Source organism: Bacillus sp. P4_E1 (assembly GCF_056401715.1).
In genome coordinates this window covers 21,794-46,199 of sequence record NZ_JBFUIV010000016.1, presented here as the reverse complement: position 1 = coordinate 46,199, position 24,406 = coordinate 21,794, and the positions used below count along the sequence as shown (strand labels likewise).

Sequence of the window (24,406 nt, the reverse complement as noted above, 5' to 3'; positions counted from 1 at the left end):
CCCTCTTAACTTTTAATACTCTTTACATCTTATTGCGATGCCCCCTCCCTCCTTCTCTCCAGAAATGTAATGCTCTCAATCAGAACTTCAGTTCTATATACTCTCTTTCCTTGTTCATCATCGTAATTACTCGTATGAATACGCCCTGTAATCCCCACAAGTGAGCCTTTCGTACAATATTCTGTTACATTTTCAGCCGACCTTCTCCATACAACACAATTAATAAAATCTACTTGCTGTTCACCTAAACTATTTCGAAAACCTCTATTCACCGCAACACATATTCGTGCATAAGCGACACCTTGTTTTGTGTAGTATAATTCTGGCTCCTTTGTCAATCTACCTATTAATACAACTCGATTCATCATAAGTTATACCACCTCACATATTTTTCTTCATTGTAAAGAAAAATGTTGGAAGGGTAAAAAGCGCAAAATGATATGTTTGTAAGCAAAAATTATTACTTTATATCTTACAAATCAAAAAAAGAAACCCTACATAGTTTAAACATGTAAGGTTTCCAAAAACATTATACTTTACTGCAAGATATGTAATATCCTCCGCGGGCCATCTTTATTTCAGCGCGGTACATTACATTTTCTAAGTAGAAAGTAATCGGTTTAACTTTACTCTCAATTTTTAATTGTTCATTACATTTAGCCGCATAGCTTTCAATAGCTGAACGAATAACTTCTGCTGATGGATATGTTAAAGCGTCATCTAGTTCTATGAAAAAACTTTTAGAAAATAGTTTTTTCATAATCCCTTTTTTCTCTTTCATCATATTCCATCCCCCTTCAATTTAAGTCGCCAACATCCATATTTTCAATTTATCTTTAAAAATAAAAAAACCTGCACATTTCATGCAGGATTTTTTATTAGTCATTTTTCGTAAAGTAAGAAACGAAACGAAGAATTTCTAAGTATAACCATACTAGCGTCATCATTAGACCCATTGCACTGTACCACTCCATATATTTTGGAGCTTGGCTACGTGCACCATTTTCGATTAAATCGAAATCTAGTAATAAATTTAATGCAGCAACTACAATAATAACTGCACTAATGATCATACCAATTGTTCCACCTTGGTGAATATATGGAACAGAAACACCGAACATGTTTAATAAGAATACGATTAAATACATAACCATAATTCCCATTGTTGCTGCCATAACACCTGTGCGGAATTTATCAGTTACCTTCACTACGCGTGTTGCATATAAAACTAACATCGCAAATAGAATTGAGATTGTTAGTAATACAGCGTTTAAAACGATAGAATCCTGAAATTTCATTGCATAAACTGCTGAAATACTTCCTAACACTACCCCTTCTACTGCCGCATAAATCGGTGCACCAATTGGTGATATGCGCGGGAAGAAGATAGATGCAAATGCAACGATTGCCGCAATAACTAAAGCACCAATTAATACTGGCATCTTCATCGTACCTTGCGTCATCTGTATGTATGAATAGACAGACGTTGCAAGCAGCAAGATAAGCATAATAAACGTTTTGCCTACTGTTCCGCCAATAGTCATCGCAGAAGTATTTGCTCCCTCTTTACGGAATGCCTCTTTTTTCAACATTGGATTAGATGTTCTCATTTTTTCCCTCCTAAAATAGGTTCTACCAATAGTGTAAAGTTTTTCTCTTTACTTTTCAATATATGCAGCTTGTTTTTATTTTAATCCTTCAACGATGTCGGATAGTTCACTCCATCGTTCCATCGTTTTTTCTAGCTCTTCTTCTATCTTCTGCCCTGCTTCAGATAATTCTTGGGCCTTTGTGAAATCAGATCCAACATTCGTAAGTTCTTCTCCAATTGATTCAAGTTTCTCTTCTAGTTGTGCAATTGTATCTTCAATTGTTTCCCATTCACGCTGCTCATTGTAAGAAAGTTTACGTTTACGTTGTTGTTTCGGAGCCTCTTCTACTACTTTTTTCTCCTTTTGAACTTCTGCTTTCTCAATGAGTTCTCTCGTTTTTTCCATTTCTAAATACTCTGTATAACTACCTAGGAATTCACGCACTTCGCCTTCGCCAGTAAAGATGAACAATTCATCTACTACTTTATCTAAGAAGTAACGGTCATGCGATACAGTTAAAACGACACCTGGGAAATCTTCTAAATAATCTTCTAGCACTGTTAATGTTTGTGTGTCTAAATCATTCGTAGGCTCATCAAGTAATAGTACGTTTGGTTCTCCCATTAAAATACGCAATAAATATAACCGTCTTCTTTCGCCACCAGATAGTTTACCAAGCGTTGTTCCATGTGAATGCGGTAGGAATAAGAAACGTTCTAACATTTGAGATGCGCCAATTACTTTTCCGTCTGTCGTATGAATAACTTCCGCAATTTCTTTAATGTATTCAATCATACGCTGGTTTAAATTCATCTCTTCATTTTCTTGCGTATAATAGGCAACTTTTACAGTTTGTCCTACTTCAATTTCACCACTATCAGGAGAGAATTTTCCTGCAAGCATATTTAATAGTGATGATTTTCCGCTTCCATTTGCTCCGATGATTCCGATACGATCACCAGGCTTCACAATATGATTAAAGTTATGTAATACTGTTTTATCACCAAATTTTTTCGTTACATCTTTTAATTCAAGTACTTTCTTTCCTAAACGACTTCCACTTAGTGCAATATCAACTGATTGCTTCGCTGCTGGTCCTTCTTGTCCCTTTAGCTCATCAAAACGCTGAATACGCGCCTTTTGTTTCGTAGAACGGGCTTTTGCACCACGGCGAATCCAAGCAAGTTCACGACGATATAAATTTTGGCGTTTTGATTCTTGTGCCGATTCTTGCTCTTCACGAAGTGCTTTCGCTTCTAAAAATGTACTGTAGTTTCCTTCGTAGCTATACAGTTTACCGTTATCTAATTCAAAAATACGGTTTGTCACACGATCTAAGAAATAACGATCATGGGTTACAAGTAATACCGCACCTGTATATCTTGCTAAATATTCTTCTAACCATTCAACTGTCTCATGGTCAAGATGGTTCGTAGGCTCATCCAAAATTAATAAATCAGGTGTTTCAATAAAACATTGCGCCATTGCAATACGCTTTTTTTGTCCACCAGATAGGTTTCCAACAGTTGCTGTAAAATCAGTAATTCCTAATTTCGTTAATAACGATTTTGCATTCGCATTTGCTTCCCATGCACTCATCGCATCCATACGTTGCTGCACTGCAAATAATTGTTCCTGTACTTTTTCATTACTTGGATCTTTTTCGATATTTAATAACGATTGTTCATAATCACGAAGAAGACGAATTAAAGGTGTATCACCATGGAACACTTGCTCTAATACTGTTAGTTTTTCATCAAACTCTGGTTGCTGTGATAAATAACTAATTGTATATCCGCGTGAATGCGTCATATCACCTGTATCAGGAGTTTCTAATCCTGCAATAATTTTTAATAACGTTGATTTACCAGTACCGTTTACACCGATAATTCCGACACGTTGTCCTTCTGTAATACTACATGATAATCCATCAAATAACGGTTTTTCTCCGTATGATTTCGATAAGTTCTCCACAGTTAACATTTTCATATTTGTGCATTCCACTCTTTCATAAATTGTTCAATAAACTGTTCCATATAACGATGACGAACTTCAGCCTCTTGTTTTGCTGCGTTCGTGTTCATTAAATCTTTTAGTTTTAAAAGCTTTTCATAAAAATGATTTAAAGATGGATCATTATTTTTTCTATATTCATCTTTCGTCATCACTTCTCGAGGAGGGATAGTTGGATCATACATTAATCTCCCTTTCGCTCCTCCGTATGCAAACGTTCGAGCTATTCCAATTGCACCAAGAGCATCTAAACGATCCGCATCTTGAACAATTCTACCTTCAAGTGACTCAACTGTGCCACCATGACCGCCCTTATAAGACATATTGGCGATGATATGAAGAACATGCTTACTTTCATCTTCTTCAACACGTAACTCTTCTAACCAATCAGAAACTTTTTTCATTCCTGCTTCTTCACTCTCATTTAACTTCTCATCTGCTACATCGTGAAGTAATGCTGCCATTTCAATTATAAAACGATTTCCCCCTTCTTGCTCGGATAAAGAAATCGCCAATTTATGTACGCGTTCAATATGATACCAATCATGCCCACTCGCATCTTTTTCTAAAATATGCTTTACGAAAGTTATTGTTTTTTGTATTTTTTCTTGTTTTATCATTTTATCTTCACCCAGTTACTTATTGTAACACGCCCGCATTTTTTCATCACATATTTTCTTGTCCGCCCATACACTAGGTGGTAGGCATCATTATGAAGGAGGAATAAAAATGTTCTATAATAACCAACCACCTTACCCACAACAACCTCTTTATCCTCAACATCAGGAACAAAGATATGCTGAACAATATGAGGAGCAAGAGACACAACATCAAGAGCCACAATACGAACAAAATCCATACGCAACACCGCAAAATCAAGAAACTGAATATCCTCAAAACCCTTATGACACACGTCCAAATTATGAATATCCTCAAAATCCATACGTAGCACAACCTAGCCAAGAACCTCAATTTCAAGGTACTCCATACGAGACGCAACCACAATATCAACAAAATCCATACCAACAACAAATGTATCAACCAAACTATGACGCACGTGTCTCACCACCTAAACCACCAACAATTGATCCGACGCAACCACAAATTTTACCACCTGGGCCGACTTTAGATATTACACAACCACAAATTTTACCACCTGGACCTATTACAGAACCAACGCAACAACAAATCCAACAAGTTGTCGGTACACAGTTTTTACCTTTAAAGAAACCTGTACTTGATTTCGTAAAACCTTGGGTAGATTACGGCTTGAATGAAGCGAAACATACATCACACAAACATGCTTTAACAGAAGTTGCTGCGATTATGTTCTTAGTTGGTAAAGGATTCAACCCAACGATTGCTCATTATATTGTAGAATCTTGGGAGAAGAATGAGCAGTTTTAGAATTGTTGATTTTATAAAACATAAAAACCTCAAAAATGCCAAATCCCTTATGTCACAAAGGATTTGGCATTTTTAAGTTTCTAGAAAAACCCGCTAAATATAAAGAGGAATTAAAAGTCATAAATCCGGTACAATACTGTATCCACGCCCAAGGAACTGTAAAATGAAATAACGTGTCTAACTTTTTGGAGTCTATTGACCTTTTCAAATCCCCTTATATTAATGCTCGCTATTAAGACCTTCTCCTTCTAGGACCTACAATTAATTTGATTGCTGTTCTTTCTTGATTATCGATAGTAACCTCTTGAAACGCTGGAACAAGAACCAAGTCAATGCCACTTGGAGCTACAAAACCTCTTGCAATCGCAATTGCTTTAATCGCTTGATTTAAAGAACCAGCTCCAATCACTTGGATTTCTACTTTGCCACTTGCTCTTAGTACGCCCGCTATTGCACCTGCCACTGAATTCGGACTTGATTTTGAGGATACCTTTAATATATTTTCCATGTAAGTTGCTCCCTCTATTATTTAATCTCTCTTTTCTTACTGTTTGAAATATAACTAACGTATCTTTAACTACTATTCGAAATAAATACAAACAATTCTGTATAATTACATTCATTCGATATTTTTTGCCTTCTTCCTGCACAACTACATAAATAAAAAGCGACGACTAAGTTAAAAACTTAATCATCGCTTTATCCATTTCTCTGTTTCACTAAAATGCTGTCCTTTAAATACTTCTCTTCTTTACTTTGGCGATATACTATCTTAAAGTTTAAATACTTCAACATTTTAAAACCTTGGATAGAGTTATCTGCTAAATATTCATCCTTTTTCTTCTCCAAAATTCATTACATAGAATATTCTAACTCCATTTTTTTGAAAACTATATCTCCTCATTAGAGCACTTTATATTATGCCAGCTTTTTATCCCAAATCTATTACCTTATATATGGACAAGTATACACGCCAATTGCTTTTCGATTGCATAAACTACTATGTGTTATACATTTATTAATAATAGGAGGTAATATATTGGGTTCATACTATCATTCTTCAAGTTCATATAAAAGATCTTCATGCCACTCTTCTTCTAGTTCATATAAAAAATGTTCGTGCCATCAATCTTCCAGTTCGTATAAAAAATGTTCATGCGACCATTCACATAAATCATCTAAGCCTGCTTACGGCACTTTTTGGCAAACTGAGTTTATAACTGTTCCTTTTGGCGGTTCTTTTCCGTTTAATCACGTTGGCCCTTTGGCAGGGGGAGTTTCCTTATTAAATCCGACTACTATACAATTTAGTAAAGCTGGTGATTATAGAATTTCTTTCATTTCAAGTATTAACACTACGTTAAATCCTGTATTTCCCCATATTCCAGTCATAACTATATTTTTAAATAATAATCCACTTGCTAATAGTCAAGGTGATTTCGCTTTTCAAATGAATACTTCATCAAATAACGAATGCCTTCAACTAGTTGGCGAAACTATTGTTACGGTGCCTGCTAATTCAACTCTTCAACTTAGAAATAATAGTGGTTTCAATCATCAAAGTATTGTAACTTGTGATAATGGTATAAATTCAGTTGAATTAACAGTTACAAAACTAAGTTAATACTATTCCCTCACATTCAGATACTAATTTAGTATCTTTTTTTATTGCATAACGTTTTTTTGATTCCTATCGTCCTCTTATAGAACATAAACTCCCATTTCACTTTTCTATTCATCTAATAAACATGAAAAAGTGCCGAAATCCTTCTGCCACAAGAATTCGGCACTTTTTTTATTAAAACCGATTCATTCTTTCCTACTTCTCCACATAAACCGATTTAACTATCGTACGATTATAAGGTTGTCCTTCCTTATTCATTCCTTTCATATCAATTGTAACGTTATATACACCTGGCTGTTCTATATTTTTCAAAGCACCTGTAAATGTAGTTGTATTAATGTTTTTCGATTCATTTGATTCAGAAACTAATTTTCCATCTTTATTAATTACTCGTACTGTTACTGAAAGATCGCCTTTCATTTCTGGAGCTACAGGTGATTTTTTGAGTTTATACTCTGCTTTATTTACTTTAACCTTTGCCGGCATTTGAAGGACGAACGGAGCATCTTTTTTGTAATCGGTCACGATTAAATATGCATCTTTCGGCTGCTTCGCCATCATTTTAACTTGCCATTCTCCTGCTTCCATTTTATCAAATTTAAATGTTCTTATAGTGGCTCCTTTAAAGAGAGATTCACCTTCACCAGTAGATACAGCACTATCTTTATTTGTATAAACTTTTCCTTTTGGAGATATTAGTTGTATTTCTACATCTGAAGAAGCTGTTAAAATAGAAACTACCCCTTCTGCTTTTTTATCAACTGCGACAGTTTGTCCTACCCACTCATTTTGTGACAACTCTCCTCCTAAAATAGCTTGATTAGAAGTTGTGTTTAATTGTTCTACCTTATCCTCTGAACTATTACTCGGGGCTAATAAAGCTGGTACTGGCACATTTACTGTCCGTAAATATGGTTCAATTCGTGCGAAAACGGCTGAACCTTTTCGTATATTATCATGATCAAATCGTGAATCTGTAAATAAATGTGTTCCATATGGTAACTTAGCACTCCATTCGTTCACCAATCCATCATTAGAACCGTATGATGACAAATACAACCCGCCCATAGATAGTGCTGAAAAAACAGGTCCCCAGCTTGTCCCAGTAGCCGTATAGTAACGGTTTAATTTAGCTGCAGGATTATTATCTATTGTAGAACGAAACTTTGCCATTTCACCTATTTGCAATGAATATGTCCCATCATCTTTTTGACCTAATATAGAGGCAAGCCATCCTGCCCACCAACTATATGATAAATCCGCTAAATTGGATCCGTAATGCGGAGTGGCAAGAGTAATAACATTTCCAACAAATCGATTCGCTCCATATCCAACTAACGCAGCTTGTGTATCAATACCACCTTTACTGTGAGCTACAATATTTACTTTTTTGCCAAAATGATTATAAATCTCTTCAAGCTTTTGTGCTAACAATTTTCCATTGTCCCATTGGCTAGCTGATCCTTTGCCCGCGGCATCATATAATTGAATAAATACAGTTTGATAGCCTGCTTTCAAAGCATAATCGTACATATCATTCATCTCATGATATACTGTCTTTCCATACCAACTATCCGCATTACCATTTCTTCCTTGTACAAAGAGAATTGGTGTTTTATTCTCATCATAATTAGCAGGTTTCTGACCTAAAAACCATTCTCCAGGAGTAAATACTTCTTGATCTGGAAAGCCAGTCTTAAGCTCTGTTACAACCTCCGCGTGTACATTTGCACTAAAAACCAGCGGACTCATAAAACAAAGTACAATAAATAATGCGATACTCCTTTTCATAATTCCCATTAACATCCCCCTTTTTCTCCTGAAAGAAAACGCTACCATTCCGTTGAACACCAATTGTTTTAAATTCCATTTAATCAATTACTTTTACGTTACAATATAATAAGAAATTAATAGCCGCATTCCTTTCTTATCAAACGTTATTCTCTCAACATTTCTTCATTCCTTTTTACAATAAGCGTTTTGAATATTTCTCAATAAAGCTTTCTCTTTACAAAAAAAACTGCGTATAAAAGGTCTCTTTAATAACCTTTTATACGCAGCTTCTTTGTTTAAAACTCGATGATGTACTCATCATCATATTTATCGTATTGCAAACCCGCTCCTATTTTGAATTCTGTAACTTGATCTCTTAGAAATGGTGCATCTTCTATTTTACTAGTTGCTATTTCAATCCCATATTTTTTTGTTAAATGCGCTAATTCTATTAAAAACCATTCTCTTCGTAATACGACTGGAATATCATACGTTCGTCTTTTCATATATACTAGCACCTCTTCTATTTTCATTATTGAAAAGAATATCAATTCTACTTTCGATACACTTTTTAAAACTATCGTTCATCATCAAAGGCCAATGAAACATTATAGTATATGCATGTCCGTTTTAAACGTGCTATGGCAAAAATAATATTAAAAAACTTAAAAAGTCTTATTTAGTTTACATAAAAAAATTATGTAATAGTAAAAGGGGAAGGCTTGTCCCTCATCCTTTTACTATCAAAAGCTAAATTAAGAACATCTTGGTACACCTAAAGCTAAGAATAAACCTGCTACTCCTGCTGTAATTGGCACTTTCAACGTAATAACATCGTCTACTTTTGTTACTAAAAAGTAAGCATTCCCTTCTTGTAACACGCAATTCACTAATAATTGAAATTCCATTCAAATCTCCTCCTTTCAATCGATATACTATAATTTATGAAATCTCTTTTAAAATGTAATAGTAAATATATCTATTTTTCCTTATATACGAAATAAACGTTTATACATCTATTAAAAATATTAATTTTCTAAATTAATATAAAACGTGTAATATCCAATAAGTCCCTATATAATCAATAGAGAAAATCTTACAAATGGAGGTATGAAAATGGCAGTTTTGAGTAATATTGGTGTAGCTTTATTTTTTATAGCTTTTATTCTTTTAATCTTATGTATCATTTCATTCTTTAAGAAAAATGGAAAAGCAAAACAATATGGTCGTCCTACTGTTATTCTTTTTATGATTTCAATTATATTAATAATGACTGGCTCAACAAAATCTGAACACCCAGTCGTAGAATTTTTTTCTACTTTAAGTTTCATTCTATTTATATTTTTCCTTGTTCTAGCAATCTTATCTGTAATTAAGAAAACCGGTGTAGCAAAAAAGCAATTTATAATTACAGCTGTTTTATTTGTCATTTTTGTTGCGCTATCAGGTATTTCAAGTCCTTCTTCTGAAAAAACGACAGTAACGAATAAACAAGTCGCTTCTAATAGTGAAGAGAAAAAAGATGACAAAAAGAAAAAGGAAGTAGAAAAGAAAGAAGCGGACGAAAAAACTCGTAAACAACAAGAAGATGAAAAACGCCAAGCCGAAGAGCAAGCTCTTAAGCAAGAAGATGAAAAGCGTCTAGCTGATGAACAAGCTCGTAAACAACAAGAAGAGCAAAAACGTCTAGCTGATGAACAGGCTCGTAAACAACAAGAAGAGCAAAAACGCCAGGCTGATGAACAAGCTCGTAAACAACAAGAAGAGCAAAAACGCCAGGCTGATGAACAAGCTCGCAAACAACAAGAAGAGCAAAAACGCCAGGCTGATGAACAAGCTCGCAAACAACAAGAGGATCAGCAAAAAGTACAGCAAGCTCAAACACAACCAGCTGCAAGTAACAATAGTAATGTAACTTACAAAAATTGTACTGAAGTTAAAAACGCTGGAAAAGCTCCATTATATAGAGATCAACCAGGTTATAGCTCTAAACTTGATCGTGATGGCGATGGAGTTGCATGTGAAAAATAGTAGTAAAAAAGAAGCTTCTAGTAAGCTTCTTTTTTTATTATCAGAAACTATTGCGACGAATTACCCTCCCTCTCCCTTTTATAAAACTCATTTTATTATTCTCAAAAATGACACATAATAAGTGATTTAAATCACCACATTGATTTTAATTTAACGCTATTCTTAATTTAGATATTACATTTAAACTTTATGGAGGCATTCATATGAAACATACATTTACTGAAACTTCAATTATCGGTAAGATTGTTACACAATTTCCGAAAGCTAGTGATCTTTTTAAATCATATAGAATAGATTTTTGTTGTGGTGGTAGTAGACCACTTATTGATGCAATTAATGAAAGAAATTTATCGGCAACAGAGGTAATTACAGAGTTAAATACGCTTTATCATAAAACAAAACTATTAAACGAATCTGAAATTGATTGGAAAAATGCTTCTTATCAAGAATTGATTGATTATGTTGTAAATAAGCATCATCGCTATTTAAATGAAGAGTTGCCACAGTTAAGTCCATATGTGACGAAAGTATTACGCGTTCATGGGGTAAGTCAGCCTCATTTAGCTCAAATTCATAAACTATTTCATGAACTTAAAATGGAATTAGAACAACATTTAATTAAAGAAGAAACGGAAGATTTCCCATTAATTTTAGAATTCGAACAAAATCCAACTGATGAAAACTATGCAAAGTTACGTAAAGTAGTAGATGCGCTCGAAAATGAACATAACCACGCTGGCAATATTATTAAAGAACTTCGTAAGGTGACAAATGACTTTACTCCACCAGAAGGAGCTTGCGGCACTTATCGCCTTATTTACCAGCGCCTTGAAGCCATTGAATCTGATTTATTTGAGCATATTCATTTAGAAAATAATATTTTATTTCCGCGTGCAATTTCAAGAGCATAAATAAAGTGCAGGACATGAGTATAAATGCTCCTGTCCTGCTTTTTCATTGTGTAAAAAATATTTACACTTCCCCTCTACCCATATAACCATATTCCCTTTCGCTTCTCCCTTCACATAAATCCGAATTTTAACAATTTGTGAATCATTATAAAAATGTGATAAATATCACATCTCCCTCTTTTTTAATTTTCTATAATAGAAATATAATCCTTTGTTCAACATTTCACATAAAAAGGGGAAACGAAAATGAAAAAACGTTTAGTTATGATCGGAAATGGTATGGCTGGCATACGCTGTATGGAAGAAATATTAAAACATGATAGTGATTCATATGAGATTACTATTTTTGGAGATGAACCACATCCAAACTACAATCGCATTATGCTCTCTCATGTTCTACAAGGCAAAACAAATATGCAAGATATCATTATGAACGAATATAGTTGGTATGAAGAAAATGAAATAACTTTGTATACAAATGAAAGAGTTCAAAGTATTAACCGAAAAGAAAAAATTATTATTACAGAAAAAAATCGTACTGTTACATACGACAAACTCATTATCGCAACAGGTTCTAGTGCTTTTATTTTACCAGTTGAAGGTTCCCCTCTTCCTGGTGTAACAGGATTTCGAACAATTGAAGATACACAATTTATGATGGATACCGCTAAAGAAAAGAAAAAGGCTGTTGTCATTGGTGGTGGATTACTCGGTTTAGAAGCCGCAAGAGGTCTTATTGACTTAGGAATGGACGTACATGTTGTTCATTTAATGCCTAGCTTAATGGAGCAACAACTAGATACGAAAGCAGCTTCCCTATTGCGTGAAGATTTAGAAGCGCAAGGCATGAAGTTTCTAATGGAAAAGAAAACTGTAAAGATTCTTGGTACAGACCATGTTGAGGGCATTCAATTTGAAGATGGTGAAGTTGTAGATTGTAATTTAATCGTGATGGCTGTTGGAATACGCCCGAATACCCATTTAGCAAAAGATGCTAGTTTAATTGTAAATCGCGGCATTGTAGTTAACGACTATATGCAAACAAATGATGCATCCATTTATGCAGTTGGAGAATGTGCAGAACATGACGGTATCGCATATGGACTTGTTGCCCCTCTTTATGAACAAGGCGCAATATTAGCAAAACATATAACGAATTTACAAACTAATGGATATACGGGCAGCATCGTCGGTACACAGTTAAAAGTTGCAGGTTGTGATTTATTCTCTGCTGGTCAAATTTATGAAGATGATCAAACGAAAGCAATTTCAATCTTTGATGAATGTAAACGTTCCTATAAAAAAGTATTAATTCGTGACAATAAAGTCGTCGGTATCGTTTTATATGGTGATGCAACTGATGGTACACGCCTCTTTAGCATGTTAAAGAAAGAAGAAGATATACAAGAATATACAGCCGCTTCCCTTCTTCACAAAGCTGGTGAAGAAAGTGAACTTGACGTTGCTACAATGAGTGCGGATGACACAATTTGTGGATGTAATGGCGTTACGAAAGGTACAATCGTTCATGCCATTTTAGAACAAGAGTTAACTACTTTTGAAGAAGTTAAAGGATGCACGAAAGCCGCAGGGTCTTGTGGTAAATGTCGTCCGCTTGTGGAACAAGTTCTAGCTCATACACTCGGAGATGCTTTTGATGCTTCTGCGCAGTCTGCTGGTATGTGCGGATGTACAACTTTATCACGTGACGAAGTCGTAGCCGCCATTCACGAGAAAGGTTTAAAATCGCCAAAAGAAGTACGAAATGTACTCGGTTTTGCACATGAAGACGGCTGTTCGAAATGTCGTCCTGCTTTAAATTACTATTTACGTATGGCGATTCCGGAAGAATATGTAGATGATAAATCATCCCGTTACGTTAATGAAAGAATGAATGGTAACATCCAGCATGATGGTACATTCTCTGTTATTCCACGTATGTACGGAGGCGTTACAACCGCAGATGATTTAATGAAAATTGCTGAAGTCGCAAAAAAATATGACGTTCCTCTTGTGAAAATTACAGGTGCGAGCCGAATCGGCTTATATGGTGTTAAGAAACAAGATTTACCTAACGTATGGGCTGACTTAAATATGACTTCTGGATATGCGTACTCAAAATCGCTTCGTAATGTAAAATCATGTGTTGGTTCTCGCTTCTGTCGTTTCGGTACGAAAGATTCTTTAGGACTTGGTATGCTCCTTGAACAGTCATTAGAAATGGTAGATACACCTCATAAAATGAAAATGGGTGTAACAGGTTGTCCACGTAACTGTGCGGAAGTACTTACGAAAGATTTCGGCGTTGTGTGTGTTGAAAATGGATTCCAACTGTATATCGGTGGAAATGGTGGTACGGAAGTACGCGAGGCTGATTTTGTAATGATCGTCCCTACTGAAGACGATGTCCTTCGCATCGCTACAGCTTACATGCAATATTATCGTGAAACTGGTATTTACGGGGAGCGTACTGCCTATTGGACAGAACGATTAGGCTTCGATCACATAAAAGAAATACTACAAGATACAAGTATGGTCACGATGTTAAATGATCGTTTCCAAACAGCTCGTAGCACATATACGGAAGCTTGGGGACAAGCACTAGAAACGAAGTCTTTAAAAGCGATGTATGAAGTAGAAACTGTGAAATAAGGAGCTGTGATCTATATGATACAAACGAAAGAAAAAATAAAAGTTATGCGTGCAGAAGATCTTCCTATTCAAATCGGTAAAGAGGTACAAATGAAAGGTATGTCTATCGCCCTATTCCGCCTTTCAAATGGCGATATTCGAGCTGTAGAAAATCGTTGTCCTCATAAAAACGGACCGTTAGCGGAAGGAATTGTATCTGGGGAATTCGTCTTTTGCCCACTACATGATTGGAAAATTTCATTACTAACAGGTGAAGTCCAAAAACCGGATGACGGTTGTATTCAAACGTACGAAGTAGAAGTTATTGACGGTGACATTTATATAAAGTGAAACTTTAATCAGCGGGGATTGGTTCATCCCCCGCTGATTATTAGCCCTCACCAATCGGGCTTTTACGGACAGTTGATCCCCACCTAACTACTTTGCTTTCGCTGAATTTTGAGATAGGGGTCTTACTGCCCGGCAAATAGCGGGATAAACATGTAATTTACGAAAGGAAGCCTCCTCTGGCTTCCTTTTAAATAAAAAATGATGAGGTGCGATTATGAACGGATATGTATATTTAGTTGGTGCAGGACCAGGTGATGAAGGGCTTATTACAAAGAAAGCGATAGATTGCTTAAAGCGTGCAGATATCGTTTTATATGACCGTTTATTAAACCCTTTCTTTCTTAATTATTCAAAAGAAACATGTGAATTTATTTATTGCGGAAAAATGCCAAAGAATCATACTATGAGACAAGAAATGATTAACGCTCATCTCCTTCAATTTGCACAAGAAGGAAAAATCGTTGTCCGCTTAAAGGGCGGAGATCCATCTATTTTTGGCCGTGTTGGTGAAGAAGCAGAAACTTTAGCAGCAGCGGACATTCCATATGAAATTGTACCAGGTATTACATCTAGCATCGCCGCTAGTAGCTATGCAGGTATCCCCCTCACCCACCGCAACTACAGTAATAGCGTTACTTTACTAACTGGGCATGCAAAAGGTCCTTTAACCGATCATGGAAAATATAATTCATCCCACAATAGCGACACAATTGCCTACTACATGGGTATAAAAAACTTACCTACAATTTGCGAAAACTTACTACAAGCAGGAAAAAAAGACGATACGCCAGTAGCAGTCATTGAATGGGGTACAACTGGAAAACAGCGCGTTGTCACAGGAACACTTTCAACCATTGTTCCTATCGTCAAAAACGAAAATATTTCTAACCCTTCTATGACAATTGTTGGTGATGTCGTTTCCTTACGGGATCAAATCGCTTGGAAAGAACGTAAACCATTACATGGTAAAAAAGTTTTATTTGCATCCGCAACAAATAAAACAAGTTTAATGAAGCAAAAGTTACAAGAATGCGGTGCAGAAACATATCAAATTCCAACTTTCAAAAGGGAAGAATACACATTAACATCTGAACAAATCAATGAAATTTTTAACGTTGATCGCCTTGTATTTTGTTCAGATGAAAGTGTAGAAATCTTGATGCGATCATGTAGTAAACACCAGAAAGATATTCGTTCCTTACAGGCGAAACTGCAGTATATGAACGTTGCCACTCAAGAAAAACTTATGCAATATGGGCTACTAAGTAAACAAGCAGAGTTCTCTTCCGGTACAACTATTTATTTAAGCAGAAATATTAATCGAATTGCTTTTATTCAAGAGAAAATTGGTGCTGGGTCTTATATGATGACTCATGAGTATACAATTGATCATCGCTTCGATGAAATTCATTCTCGTATGCTTTCTGAGTTCTCATGGGATAGCATTGTGTTTGACGGCCGTGCTTCACTTGATACATTTTTATCAGAAATAAAACGACTTGGCTTTATCGATATTCTTACTCTTCCCTTCTCGTATACCGACATTCCAACGTTACACTATGCGAATAAAGTTGGTTTTCATAATGTAGATGAGCAATTACAAGACATGATTATGAAGAAAGATTTGGTGGTACGATGAAAGGAATTGTATATGTTGGACACGGTAGTCGCCTGCGAGAAGGTAATGAACAATTCATTCACTTTATTCAATCTGTTATGAAAGAACGTAACGAAAGGAGTCAAAAAATAGCTTTTCTAGAACTAACGACACCTACCATTTCGGATGCAGTTACAGAAGCAATACTAGAGGGTGCAACTGAAATAATGATTGTACCTGTTTTATTATTTGCAGCAGCTCACTATAAACGTGATATTCCTTTTGAAATAGAGCAACTACAAAAGAAATATCCTCAAATAACATTTTCAGTTGTACCACCTTTTAGTACGCATCCACATATGGTTGAACTTGTAGTGAAAAGAATACGTGAAACTATGCCAAAGCAAGATAGTAGCGTTTTACTCGTAGGACGAGGCAGTAGTGATCCACAGCCGATACATGAGTTACAACAAATCGGAGCAGCGGTCGAACGAAAACTCGGTATGCCAGTATCGTGCTCCTTTTTAACGAAAGGAGCGCCCTCTTTTACTGCTGAGCTCAAGACGATAACATCGACTGCGTCCCATGTATATGTCATGCCGTACCTTCTCTTTACCGGTTTGTTGCTTCAAAAAATTAAGTTGCATACAAAAAAATATGATCACATCACGACTTGTAATTGTCTTCAATTTGATACATATATGAAGTTGGCATTATTAGAACGAATGGAGGAATGTGTGTATGTATAATATGTATCCTCTTATGTTTAATTTAGATAAAAAAGTTGTTGTTATAGTTGGTGGTGGTAAAATTGCATATTGGAAAGCGTCTGGATTAAAAGATACAGGCGCTTTTGTCACCGTTATCAGCCCAGAGATTTGCGAGGAAATGAAGGAACTTCCTTATATTACTTGGAAGCAAAAAACTTTTAGTAATGATGATATTAAAGATGCTCACCTTATTTATGCAGCTACAAATCAACATGATGTCAATATGATGGTCAAACAGGCCTCCCATGATTTCCAATGGGTTAACGTTGTAAGTGATGGCACAGAATCATCCTTTCACACACCTGGTGTCATCCGAAATGATGAATATATTGTAACGATTTCAACTTCAGGTAAGGATCCATCGTTTACAAAGCGTTTGAAGCAGGAACTAACATCTATATTTCCTAAACTTATAAAAAAGCTTTCTCGTACTCACAAATAATAATCTATTTCTTAGCTAAAATAGTAATTACCTTTGGACAAACGTTTTTTAGAAGCGTTTGTTCTTTTTGTTTTGGTTCCTTTTTTGAATTAAGCCGCTTGATTATCAGACATGGTACAATTGTAAACGACACCCAATATATCAAAGACTGTTTTCTTCTCATATCGATGGGATTTCCGTCCATCATTTACCGCCTCAAATCTATCCGTTTTTGCACGTATATTCAAAACAAAATATATGACAAATAAATAACGACAGTTACTGTAATAATGCTGAAAAGTGTTGAAAATAAAACGATTTGTGCATGTAGTTCAGGCTCTATTTGATACTCCATAGCAATAGTTGCTGTATTTCTTGAAGTAGGAAAAGAACTTGCAATAAATAATGATTGTGCAACAATACCATCAATGTTTAGTAGGTATATCATGGCAAGTGCTAATAATGGTCCCATCAATAATCTTCCAATTAAAGCCCATGTTATGACTCGATGAAAAAAATTAAGCTTAATGTTGGATAATTGCGCTCCTAGCAATATGAGTGCTATTGCAACAAAACTATTCGCAAGCTGATTAAGAGGTAGAAAGATAGAATTAGGTATTTGAATTGTAAAAGATTGAAAGAGAACCCCTAATATGAGTGCATGAAATACAGGCAGTCTTAGAAATGATTGAATAATACTTCCGATTGTTTTTGTTGCTGATAGTAAGTTATATATCCCATATGAATAAGTTAAAAGATTCTGGAAAATCACAATGAAAATCTGAATGGAAACCCCCACTGGATTGTGACTGAAAATCAATTGACTTACTGGTAATCCATAATTACCGGAATTCATTAACGAAATGCTATTTTTTAGAGCTGCACTTTCTCCTTTTTCTAACTTTAATGTTTTTGAAATGAAATGACTTACTATCATCACACTCAGACTGTAAAGTATTAAATAGTATATTATCTGGAGCAACAAACCTGTTTCTATACTAATATCATATATATTCACAAATACAGCCGCTGGCATCAAGCAATAAGTAATAAGTGTAGATAGCTGCTTTAAGTTAAATTGGAACTTTCTTTGTAAGATTGCACCAATTAGAATCAATATTAATATTGGTAATATCACGTCTAATATAATAAAAACAAACATTTAATACCCCATTCTAAATACATTATAGTTGGATTAAACTCTTTACTAAATATGGATACAGTTAATTCAAATGTAGCCCCTGACGCTACCCAAAATACCATTTGAAAGCATTCGTATACAGGATTTTATCGGTAGCTTGTTCATCAAATAGCTGTTGAATCAATTTGATATCTCCATACTCAAAAGGTCTTTTTGCTCTTGTAGATGGTAAATCTGTTCCAAACATAAGTGCATCTGGGTTAACTTCATAAATCAATTTTAAGGCATTCTCAACATCTAATTCGACACGACCAAAACCAGTAGCTTTCACATGTACCCCTTTATCAACTAGTTTTAATAAATATGGTAAACCTTCTTCTGATAACCCTAAATGGTCAATTGATATAGCTGGTAACTTTTCTATAGTGGATGCAATTTCGGGCAACTCTATTGCATCCATATAAAGCTCACTATGCCATCCTACTAAATCATGAACTCTTCTAGCAAAGTAATCCAGCTTCGATAAATCTTCTGAACCACCTCTTTTAATATTAAAGCGTAATGCTTTTACCCCATTTTCATTTAAATTTAGTATTTCTTCATCCGTCACTGTAAAAGGTAATTGTGTTACGCCACAAAATGTTGAACCCAACTGTTTTAGTGCCTTTAATAAATATTCTTGATCAAACCCTTGGAAAGAACCAGATACGATCGCTCCACCAATTACATTCAAATTAGGAGTTTCATTCTGATAATCTTCTACAACAAAGTTGGGTGGAAAATACCCTTTGTTCTCAATAATCGGAAAATTAAAATCAATAATGTGAAAATGTGCATCAAAAATTCTCATTTCATTTCCCTCCCCTCTCTTTTCTTTAACATATCAAATATGACTCATAAAGAAAATTATGGATTATTTATACAAATTCATAATTTTATCTTATCGACCTAAACTTTATTCTTTATTTTAAGTGTACCTTTTCACAATATCCATTAGCCTTACCAAAAAATCTGGCCCTAAAAAATATGAAGTTTTTTCTTGTTATAAATACCTTCATATATTTTTGTGATTTCTGGATGTTTATATATATTTATATTTATATATAGTTTTTTAGAAAATGGCGACTATTTATCGATTCGTTAGCGATCAATAGTCATCGTTTAATTCAAAAGTTATTATTTTCGTTCTCGATATATTCAGAATGTTTTATGAGGATTTTTCGTTTGTTCATTTCAGTCTTATAACAATCGTACTGTTGCTTTTACTTTGGAAACTTTCAATAGACAAAAAACAGAGTTCTCGATTGTGGAATTAGATTTAAGTTCATACATTTATCGCTTAATATCTTTATCTGTAGGCAAAACAATTGCAGCTATTATATAAAGTAACACCGTAAATCCACTAGTAAAAAAGGCTGATAATGCAGTGACTATGCGAAGGATACTTACATCAATTCCATACTTATCGCTTAAGCCACCTAATACACCTGATACTTGTTTATCTTGAGTGGACTTATATAATTTTTTCATCTAAACACCCCGATCCAATTAAGTATTTGTATGCTAAAAATTAGTTCTATCTTCGGAAGAGATTTAAACTTTCTTTAACTAACCCTTTAATTGAATAACATCTGATATCTATATTTTAACATAAAATTCCACAAAACTTCTGTTTTTCATTTTTAAACCACATTATTTTAGAATACAAGTGTTTGTTAAGTTAGCAATAAAAAACATATCGAAGCCTATTACTAAAACAACCCTCCTAGATTACTTTAGGAGGGTTCTTTTTCTTTATTAATGATTCTTTAACATCACTAACAGCTTCTCTTGGCTATACATCCATACTGTAATGATTAAACAAGCAAGAGCGACTTCTGATAACGCCATAAATCCAATTGCATAATGACCTGTTAGTTGGAATAGTAACGTTAAAATTAATGGTGGGAAGAACCCTCCTAATCCACCTAAAGCTGACACAACCCCATTTACAATCCCTGCTTGCTCAGAGAAGTACATTGGAACAAGCTTAAAGATTGTACCATTTCCAATACCTGCACAGAATGCGACTAGTAAGCAACCAAATGTATACACGTTCATACTAGGCATGAATGATAAAACAATACCAGATAGTGTTAAGCCGATAAATACGAAGATTAATATTTTAAATGGATTAAATTTATCACCGAGCCAACCACCAATCGGGCGCATCATTGTTGCTAATACGATGAATCCAGCTGTCCGCATGCCTGCATCTACTTTCTCTAATCCGAAGTGAGATACTAAAAAGTTTGGTAAATATACTGTAAATGCAACAAATGATCCAAATGTTAAAAAGTAAAAGATACATAGAAACCAAAGTTTTTCATTTTTATATACACCTTTTATTTGCTCCATTAATGGTGTATTCACCTTTTTTTCCTTACGATCGCCTAATAAAAAGTTCATAAGTGCAAATGCTGCAAGTAAAACTAAATAACACTGTACTGTTGTTCTCCAGCCAACTGATGTCGCAATTACAGGTGCTAAAAATGAAGTAATTGCTGTTCCAGCGTTACCCACACCGTAAATACCATTTACAAAACCGTGACTCTCTTTCGGGAAGTATTTCGGTAGAGAAGTTACTCCTACAGAGAATACAGCACCACCAATCCCTACAAATAATCCACCAATAATTAAATCCATCATAGAATTGGCAACACTAATGTAAAAGACAGGGAATAATAAAAGTATAAAACTAATAAAGAACAATTTTCTTGCTCCGTAACGATTTGTCCAATAACCAATTGGAATGCGAAGAATAGAACCTAAAATAATCGGTACTGCTGTGACCATAGAAATTTGTCCCGCAGTTAATGGAATATCCGCTTTAATATATGGCATTAATGATGATAAGATAACCCATACCATAAAACCGATAACTAGATTAGAAGTTTGTAAACTTAATTGAAAATTAGGACTTTTCATCCTGTTCCCTCCTATGTATGCATAGTTATATTCATTCTCTCCAGCCTAATCACGTCCTAACATGATTAGGCTGAAAAGAATCAACCACCACTTACTGGCGGAATCATTGCTACTACATCGCCAGTTTGAATAATGTCATCCTCATTTGCATACTCTTCATTTACGGCGACCATTATCTCGTTTGAAATCGCTACGCTGTATTTCTTAATGAGAACTTCCTTTAGTTCAGCAACCGTAATATTTTCACAATCTATGTACAAGGCCGGCTTACTTGCTTCTTCTTGCAAATGTGCAAATAATAGTACTTCAATCATGTTCTCATCTCCCTTTCAGGCTCACCATTTGCATATGCTATTTTCTCTAACTGATCACCTATCCATGACTCACCATCTTCCCAAAACTCTTTCTTCCAAATCGGAACAATTTGTTTTATACGCTCCATAATATATTCGTTCGCCTCATAGGCTGCTTTCCGGTGTGGTGTTGAAACGGCGACAACAACAGCAAAATCAGAAATTTCCAATGTACCAATGCGATGTGTAATTGCTACATATGTCCCAGGCCACTTCTCTTCTACTTCATTACCAATTTTCTCAAGCTGTTTTTCCGCCATTGTTTTATATGCTACATACTCTAAATATAGCGTACGACGTCCTTTCGTAAATTCTCTGACGGTACCAATGAAAGTAGTAACCGCACCACACTCACACCGAATTACTTTGTTTGTAACTTCTTCAATTGAAATAGGTGTATCAATTACTTCATAATACGTATGTGTCATTTTGCACCTCTTACCTTCGTATAAGTTAGCAATCTATTTTTCTATTACTTATATGATCGAAGTGGTTCTTTCCACGGCCACTCACTTCCTATGTTCGATTCCAATAATAATACCGAAACAATTATTCCTGCTTCAAATCCTTTCGTTCCTCCCGGCAGGACGATAAATGCATTCGCCTCTGCAAGTGAAGAAATTGCACTAGATTTATCTAAACCAACTGGTGTAGCTTGCAATTTTCCATCTACACTTTCCACTTTCCCTCGTACAAAACGAGTAAATGGGTTTGCTTTTGGAAAGTCTTTCTGTAAAATTGCTTCTGCTCGATATACGTGCGGATCTTTTCTATGCAAATATGTTCCAATGACTGGCCGAACATATAATTCACATCCGACATAACAAGCTGAAGGATTACCAGATAGACCGAATAATAGTTTTCCTTCTAGCTCAGCTACAGTTGTCACACTTCCTGGTCGCATCGCTATTTTGTTGAAAAGTACATTAGCTCGTAATCTCTCATAAATAGCAGGTAAATAGTCATAGTCTCCTACTGAAACGCCACCAGTTGTAATTAAAATATCGACTTCTTTTATTGCTCTTTTTACGGTCTCATAACACGTCTCTAAATCGTCAGCAAATTGTCCATAATAGCGTACAATTCCACCTGCTCGCTCAATTTGAGCAGCAATCATATAGGAATTACTATTTCGAATCCTCCCCGATTTAAGCTGTTCATGTACTTCTAAAAGTTCACTTCCTGTCGCTAAAATTCCAATAACCGGCTGTTTTACAACATGTACGGAACTATAACCAAACGTAGCAAGAAGCGCTGCTACTCCAGGGTTAATAGAAGTCCCTTTTTTCACAAGTATGGCATTTTGTTTTACATCTTCTCCTTTAAAAGAAATGTTATCACCAGCAGCGAAAGAGCGTTTTAATTTCATATAAGTCTTTTCTTTTTCTTCAAATCCTTCCGTTAGCTCTAACATAACAACCGCATTACATCCTGCTGGAATTGCAGCTCCTGTCATAATACGTACAGCTTGCAATGCTTTCACCTCTTCTCTAAAAACAGAACCTGCCCCGATCTCACCAATCACTTCAAACTGAATCGGGTTACTGCTATTTGCTTCTTTTGTATCTTCCGCTCGAATCGCAAATCCGTCGTACGGAGAGCGATCGAAATGCGGGACATCATGATCTGCAATAACATCTTCTCCAAGCATTCTACCGTAGCTGTCTATAAGAGAAACCTTTTCTATTTCACCTTGATGAGCATACTCCATTATGCGTGCAACTGCTTCTGCTACTGGAATTGGTTTACGTTTTTCTAGCATTCTTTTTTCACCTCGTTTTGATAAGGATAAACTCTCTTTCAGTTCATCCTATATATTTTGCGTATAATCGTTTTACCATTTTCATATCATTAGTCCCATGAATAAACGCTCTGCCGTCTGTAAATAAAACAAAACGATATTCATCTACTAGAAACGATAGTAAATATGGAGTTTTTTTGACACTCACGCTTTTTTGTAAGCGCTTTTGAATTTCTTCTAAATTAAGAATTCTCTTTATTCCTGGACGGATTTGAACTGTATTCCGCCCGCATAGCACTTCAGTTTTCATCTGTGATCCAAATGTTAAACTTGGGTACGTGCGTACATTCCCACAAGATGGACATGTACTTTTTTTCTGCCTGTTTACTTTTAATGAGATACATTGATTGTTCCAAATATCAAATGATAACATCGTTCCCCTTAGCGCCTTATAATCGTCCACCAATATTTTCATCGCTTCTGTTACTTGGTGAGCAACTACCATTTGTACAGCTGGCTGAATAATTCCTGCTGTATCGCATGTTGCACCGCCCATAGGATGATCCATTAGGCAGCGAAAACATGGTGTTTCCCCCGGAAGAGTTGTATACGTTACACCGTAACTCCCAATACATCCACCATATATCCAAGGTATATTTTCTTTTTGTGACATGTCATTTATAAGTAGGCGCGTATCGAAATTATCAGTCGCATCTAAAATGAGATCCACTTCTTTTACTAACTCTTCCATTTCTTGCATTGTAACATCCGTTACAACTGGTACAATTTCCACTTCAGAATTAATCTTTCTTAAATGTTCTGCCGCTGCAATTGCTTTTGGTTTACACTGCTGTGCATCTTCTTCTGTATATAACTGTTGCCGCTGTAAATTACTCCATTCGACGTAGTCACGGTCAGCAATTGTCAATTTCCCAATCCCCATCCTAACGAGCGCTTCCGCATTTGCAGCTCCTAGTGCACCCGCACCGATTAGGAGCACATGTTTTTTTCTTATTTTTCTTTGTCCCATTTCACCAATTCCAGAAAACAATACTTGCCTTGAATATCGCTCTTGCATAGGGA

General features: G+C 35.4%; 27 protein-coding genes. 9 read left to right on the top strand and 18 right to left on the bottom strand.

Going from position 1 to position 24,406, the window contains the following annotated elements; all coding sequences use genetic code 11:
* Window positions 1-29: 29 nt before the first annotated feature.
* The 5 genes from AC1DS7_RS20735 to AC1DS7_RS20715 all read right to left on the bottom strand — a co-directional run bounded on the left by AC1DS7_RS20735 (window position 30) and on the right by AC1DS7_RS20715 (window position 4,225).
* Window positions 30-368, bottom strand: a complete 339-nt coding sequence (locus tag AC1DS7_RS20735) for a single-stranded DNA-binding protein (RefSeq protein WP_002141572.1) — start codon at window positions 366-368, stop codon at window positions 30-32.
* A gap of 161 nt (window positions 369-529) precedes the next feature.
* Window positions 530-784: a DUF4318 domain-containing protein gene (locus tag AC1DS7_RS20730; protein WP_002185977.1), complete on the bottom strand. Its 255-nt coding sequence runs from the start codon at window positions 782-784 to the stop codon at window positions 530-532.
* 94 nt (window positions 785-878) lie between these two features.
* Complete coding sequence (locus AC1DS7_RS20725) at window positions 879-1,610, bottom strand: Bax inhibitor-1/YccA family protein (protein WP_002127140.1); 732 nt, start codon at window positions 1,608-1,610, stop codon at window positions 879-881.
* A gap of 75 nt (window positions 1,611-1,685) precedes the next feature.
* Entirely contained in the window at window positions 1,686-3,581 is a 1,896-nt protein-coding gene (locus tag AC1DS7_RS20720; protein WP_002127139.1) for an ABC-F family ATP-binding cassette domain-containing protein, read from the bottom strand.
* On the bottom strand, window positions 3,578-4,225 hold the full coding sequence (locus tag AC1DS7_RS20715) for an HD domain-containing protein (RefSeq protein ID WP_002012557.1): 648 nt from the start codon (window positions 4,223-4,225) through the stop codon (window positions 3,578-3,580). Before AC1DS7_RS20715 ends, AC1DS7_RS20720 begins: the two co-directional genes overlap by 4 nt.
* Window positions 4,226-4,334: 109 nt before the next feature.
* On the opposite strand from AC1DS7_RS20715, the gene AC1DS7_RS20710 reads away from it, so the two are divergent.
* The gene (locus tag AC1DS7_RS20710; protein ID WP_002065129.1) at window positions 4,335-5,012 is read left to right on the top strand and encodes a hypothetical protein; all 678 of its coding nucleotides are present in this window, start codon (window positions 4,335-4,337) and stop codon (window positions 5,010-5,012) included.
* Window positions 5,013-5,244: 232 nt separating this feature from the next.
* On the opposite strand, the gene AC1DS7_RS20705 is transcribed toward AC1DS7_RS20710, so the two are convergent.
* Together AC1DS7_RS20705 and AC1DS7_RS20700 are read right to left on the bottom strand one after the other, a co-directional pair.
* Entirely contained in the window at window positions 5,245-5,520 is a 276-nt protein-coding gene (locus tag AC1DS7_RS20705) for a stage V sporulation protein S (protein ID WP_002035358.1), read from the bottom strand.
* Window positions 5,521-5,711: 191 nt separating this feature from the next.
* Window positions 5,712-5,861 (bottom strand): hypothetical protein, encoded by a 150-nt coding sequence (locus AC1DS7_RS20700; RefSeq protein WP_002012544.1) that lies wholly within the window; start codon window positions 5,859-5,861, stop codon window positions 5,712-5,714.
* 190 nt (window positions 5,862-6,051) lie between these two features.
* Here AC1DS7_RS20700 and AC1DS7_RS20695 point away from each other — a divergent pair, with 190 nt between their 5' ends.
* A complete protein-coding gene (locus AC1DS7_RS20695) occupies window positions 6,052-6,636 on the top strand; it encodes a hypothetical protein (RefSeq protein ID WP_002127124.1) in 585 nt (194 codons plus the stop codon).
* 195 nt (window positions 6,637-6,831) lie between these two features.
* On the opposite strand, the gene AC1DS7_RS20690 is transcribed toward AC1DS7_RS20695, so the two are convergent.
* The 3 genes from AC1DS7_RS20690 to exsG form a co-directional block, all read right to left on the bottom strand.
* Entirely contained in the window at window positions 6,832-8,442 is a 1,611-nt protein-coding gene (locus tag AC1DS7_RS20690) for a lipase family alpha/beta hydrolase (RefSeq protein WP_370671436.1), read from the bottom strand.
* 263 nt (window positions 8,443-8,705) lie between these two features.
* Complete coding sequence (locus AC1DS7_RS20685) at window positions 8,706-8,915, bottom strand: hypothetical protein (protein ID WP_002085943.1); 210 nt, start codon at window positions 8,913-8,915, stop codon at window positions 8,706-8,708.
* A 249-nt stretch (window positions 8,916-9,164) separates the two neighbouring features.
* Window positions 9,165-9,317, bottom strand: coding sequence for an exosporium protein ExsG (gene exsG / locus AC1DS7_RS20680; protein WP_000395676.1), 153 nt, complete (start codon window positions 9,315-9,317; stop codon window positions 9,165-9,167).
* A 208-nt stretch (window positions 9,318-9,525) separates the two neighbouring features.
* Between exsG and AC1DS7_RS20675 the strand changes: the two genes are divergently transcribed.
* From AC1DS7_RS20675 to AC1DS7_RS20645, 7 genes are all read left to right on the top strand, one after another.
* Complete coding sequence (locus AC1DS7_RS20675) at window positions 9,526-10,440, top strand: excalibur calcium-binding domain-containing protein (protein ID WP_088291381.1); 915 nt, start codon at window positions 9,526-9,528, stop codon at window positions 10,438-10,440.
* A 203-nt stretch (window positions 10,441-10,643) separates the two neighbouring features.
* Entirely contained in the window at window positions 10,644-11,351 is a 708-nt protein-coding gene (gene ric / locus AC1DS7_RS20670) for an iron-sulfur cluster repair di-iron protein (RefSeq protein ID WP_131246642.1), read from the top strand.
* Between the two features lie 246 nt (window positions 11,352-11,597).
* Window positions 11,598-14,003 carry an NADPH-nitrite reductase large subunit gene (nirB, locus tag AC1DS7_RS20665; protein WP_131246643.1) on the top strand — a complete coding sequence of 802 codons (2,406 nt, stop codon included), beginning with the start codon at window positions 11,598-11,600 and terminating at the stop codon, window positions 14,001-14,003.
* A gap of 15 nt (window positions 14,004-14,018) precedes the next feature.
* Entirely contained in the window at window positions 14,019-14,333 is a 315-nt protein-coding gene (nirD, locus tag AC1DS7_RS20660) for a nitrite reductase small subunit NirD (protein ID WP_002127109.1), read from the top strand.
* Window positions 14,334-14,547: 214 nt separating this feature from the next.
* Window positions 14,548-15,972: a uroporphyrin-III C-methyltransferase gene (locus tag AC1DS7_RS20655; protein ID WP_002127108.1), complete on the top strand. Its 1,425-nt coding sequence runs from the start codon at window positions 14,548-14,550 to the stop codon at window positions 15,970-15,972.
* The gene (locus tag AC1DS7_RS20650; protein WP_002185994.1) at window positions 15,969-16,679 is read left to right on the top strand and encodes a sirohydrochlorin chelatase; all 711 of its coding nucleotides are present in this window, start codon (window positions 15,969-15,971) and stop codon (window positions 16,677-16,679) included. Before AC1DS7_RS20655 ends, AC1DS7_RS20650 begins: the two co-directional genes overlap by 4 nt.
* On the top strand, window positions 16,672-17,142 hold the full coding sequence (locus tag AC1DS7_RS20645; protein ID WP_002186000.1) for a precorrin-2 dehydrogenase: 471 nt from the start codon (window positions 16,672-16,674) through the stop codon (window positions 17,140-17,142). Before AC1DS7_RS20650 ends, AC1DS7_RS20645 begins: the two co-directional genes overlap by 8 nt.
* A 223-nt stretch (window positions 17,143-17,365) precedes the next feature.
* Here AC1DS7_RS20645 and AC1DS7_RS20640 read toward each other — a convergent pair whose 3' ends face one another.
* The 8 genes from AC1DS7_RS20640 to AC1DS7_RS20605 form a co-directional block, all read right to left on the bottom strand.
* The gene (locus AC1DS7_RS20640) at window positions 17,366-18,283 is read right to left on the bottom strand and encodes an AEC family transporter (protein ID WP_002031605.1); all 918 of its coding nucleotides are present in this window, start codon (window positions 18,281-18,283) and stop codon (window positions 17,366-17,368) included.
* A gap of 85 nt (window positions 18,284-18,368) precedes the next feature.
* A complete protein-coding gene (locus tag AC1DS7_RS20635; RefSeq protein ID WP_476999175.1) occupies window positions 18,369-19,112 on the bottom strand; it encodes an amidohydrolase family protein in 744 nt (247 codons plus the stop codon).
* A 482-nt stretch (window positions 19,113-19,594) separates the two neighbouring features.
* The gene (locus AC1DS7_RS20630) at window positions 19,595-19,792 is read right to left on the bottom strand and encodes a PspC domain-containing protein (RefSeq protein ID WP_000737853.1); all 198 of its coding nucleotides are present in this window, start codon (window positions 19,790-19,792) and stop codon (window positions 19,595-19,597) included.
* Between the two features lie 267 nt (window positions 19,793-20,059).
* Complete coding sequence (gene narK / locus AC1DS7_RS20625; RefSeq protein WP_131246646.1) at window positions 20,060-21,229, bottom strand: nitrate transporter NarK; 1,170 nt, start codon at window positions 21,227-21,229, stop codon at window positions 20,060-20,062.
* A gap of 80 nt (window positions 21,230-21,309) precedes the next feature.
* Complete coding sequence (moaD, locus tag AC1DS7_RS20620) at window positions 21,310-21,543, bottom strand: molybdopterin converting factor subunit 1 (RefSeq protein WP_002127098.1); 234 nt, start codon at window positions 21,541-21,543, stop codon at window positions 21,310-21,312.
* Entirely contained in the window at window positions 21,540-22,010 is a 471-nt protein-coding gene (locus AC1DS7_RS20615) for a molybdenum cofactor biosynthesis protein MoaE (RefSeq protein WP_002127097.1), read from the bottom strand. The genes moaD and AC1DS7_RS20615 overlap by 4 nt, the downstream gene beginning before the upstream one ends.
* 44 nt (window positions 22,011-22,054) lie before the next feature.
* Window positions 22,055-23,344: a molybdopterin molybdotransferase MoeA gene (locus AC1DS7_RS20610; protein ID WP_131246647.1), complete on the bottom strand. Its 1,290-nt coding sequence runs from the start codon at window positions 23,342-23,344 to the stop codon at window positions 22,055-22,057.
* Window positions 23,345-23,387: 43 nt separating this feature from the next.
* The gene (locus tag AC1DS7_RS20605; RefSeq protein ID WP_078203214.1) at window positions 23,388-24,401 is read right to left on the bottom strand and encodes a molybdopterin-synthase adenylyltransferase MoeB; all 1,014 of its coding nucleotides are present in this window, start codon (window positions 24,399-24,401) and stop codon (window positions 23,388-23,390) included.
* Window positions 24,402-24,406: the final 5 nt, after the last annotated feature.

Bases quoted from the DNA above. Each gene is read 5' to 3' on its own strand.
- AC1DS7_RS20735 (WP_002141572.1), bottom strand. From the start codon at position 368: ATGATGAATCGAGTTGTATTAATAGGTAGATTGACAAAGGAGCCAGAA.
- AC1DS7_RS20730 (WP_002185977.1), bottom strand. From the start codon at position 784: ATGATGAAAGAGAAAAAAGGGATTATGAAAAAACTATTTTCTAAAAGT.
- AC1DS7_RS20725 (WP_002127140.1), bottom strand. From the start codon at position 1,610: ATGAGAACATCTAATCCAATGTTGAAAAAAGAGGCATTCCGTAAAGAG.
- AC1DS7_RS20720 (WP_002127139.1), bottom strand. From the start codon at position 3,581: ATGAAAATGTTAACTGTGGAGAACTTATCGAAATCATACGGAGAAAAA.
- AC1DS7_RS20715 (WP_002012557.1), bottom strand. From the start codon at position 4,225: ATGATAAAACAAGAAAAAATACAAAAAACAATAACTTTCGTAAAGCAT.
- AC1DS7_RS20710 (WP_002065129.1), top strand. From the start codon at position 4,335: ATGTTCTATAATAACCAACCACCTTACCCACAACAACCTCTTTATCCT.
- AC1DS7_RS20705 (WP_002035358.1), bottom strand. From the start codon at position 5,520: ATGGAAAATATATTAAAGGTATCCTCAAAATCAAGTCCGAATTCAGTG.
- AC1DS7_RS20690 (WP_370671436.1), bottom strand. From the start codon at position 8,442: ATGTTAATGGGAATTATGAAAAGGAGTATCGCATTATTTATTGTACTT.
- AC1DS7_RS20685 (WP_002085943.1), bottom strand. From the start codon at position 8,915: ATGAAAAGACGAACGTATGATATTCCAGTCGTATTACGAAGAGAATGG.
- exsG (WP_000395676.1), bottom strand. From the start codon at position 9,317: ATGGAATTTCAATTATTAGTGAATTGCGTGTTACAAGAAGGGAATGCT.
- AC1DS7_RS20675 (WP_088291381.1), top strand. From the start codon at position 9,526: ATGGCAGTTTTGAGTAATATTGGTGTAGCTTTATTTTTTATAGCTTTT.
- ric (WP_131246642.1), top strand. From the start codon at position 10,644: ATGAAACATACATTTACTGAAACTTCAATTATCGGTAAGATTGTTACA.
- nirB (WP_131246643.1), top strand. From the start codon at position 11,598: ATGAAAAAACGTTTAGTTATGATCGGAAATGGTATGGCTGGCATACGC.
- nirD (WP_002127109.1), top strand. From the start codon at position 14,019: ATGATACAAACGAAAGAAAAAATAAAAGTTATGCGTGCAGAAGATCTT.
- AC1DS7_RS20655 (WP_002127108.1), top strand. From the start codon at position 14,548: ATGAACGGATATGTATATTTAGTTGGTGCAGGACCAGGTGATGAAGGG.
- AC1DS7_RS20650 (WP_002185994.1), top strand. From the start codon at position 15,969: ATGAAAGGAATTGTATATGTTGGACACGGTAGTCGCCTGCGAGAAGGT.
- AC1DS7_RS20645 (WP_002186000.1), top strand. From the start codon at position 16,672: ATGTATAATATGTATCCTCTTATGTTTAATTTAGATAAAAAAGTTGTT.
- AC1DS7_RS20640 (WP_002031605.1), bottom strand. From the start codon at position 18,283: ATGTTTGTTTTTATTATATTAGACGTGATATTACCAATATTAATATTG.
- AC1DS7_RS20635 (WP_476999175.1), bottom strand. From the start codon at position 19,112: ATGAGAATTTTTGATGCACATTTTCACATTATTGATTTTAATTTTCCG.
- AC1DS7_RS20630 (WP_000737853.1), bottom strand. From the start codon at position 19,792: ATGAAAAAATTATATAAGTCCACTCAAGATAAACAAGTATCAGGTGTA.
- narK (WP_131246646.1), bottom strand. From the start codon at position 21,229: ATGAAAAGTCCTAATTTTCAATTAAGTTTACAAACTTCTAATCTAGTT.
- moaD (WP_002127098.1), bottom strand. From the start codon at position 21,543: ATGATTGAAGTACTATTATTTGCACATTTGCAAGAAGAAGCAAGTAAG.
- AC1DS7_RS20615 (WP_002127097.1), bottom strand. From the start codon at position 22,010: ATGACACATACGTATTATGAAGTAATTGATACACCTATTTCAATTGAA.
- AC1DS7_RS20610 (WP_131246647.1), bottom strand. From the start codon at position 23,344: ATGCTAGAAAAACGTAAACCAATTCCAGTAGCAGAAGCAGTTGCACGC.
- AC1DS7_RS20605 (WP_078203214.1), bottom strand. From the start codon at position 24,401: ATGCAAGAGCGATATTCAAGGCAAGTATTGTTTTCTGGAATTGGTGAA.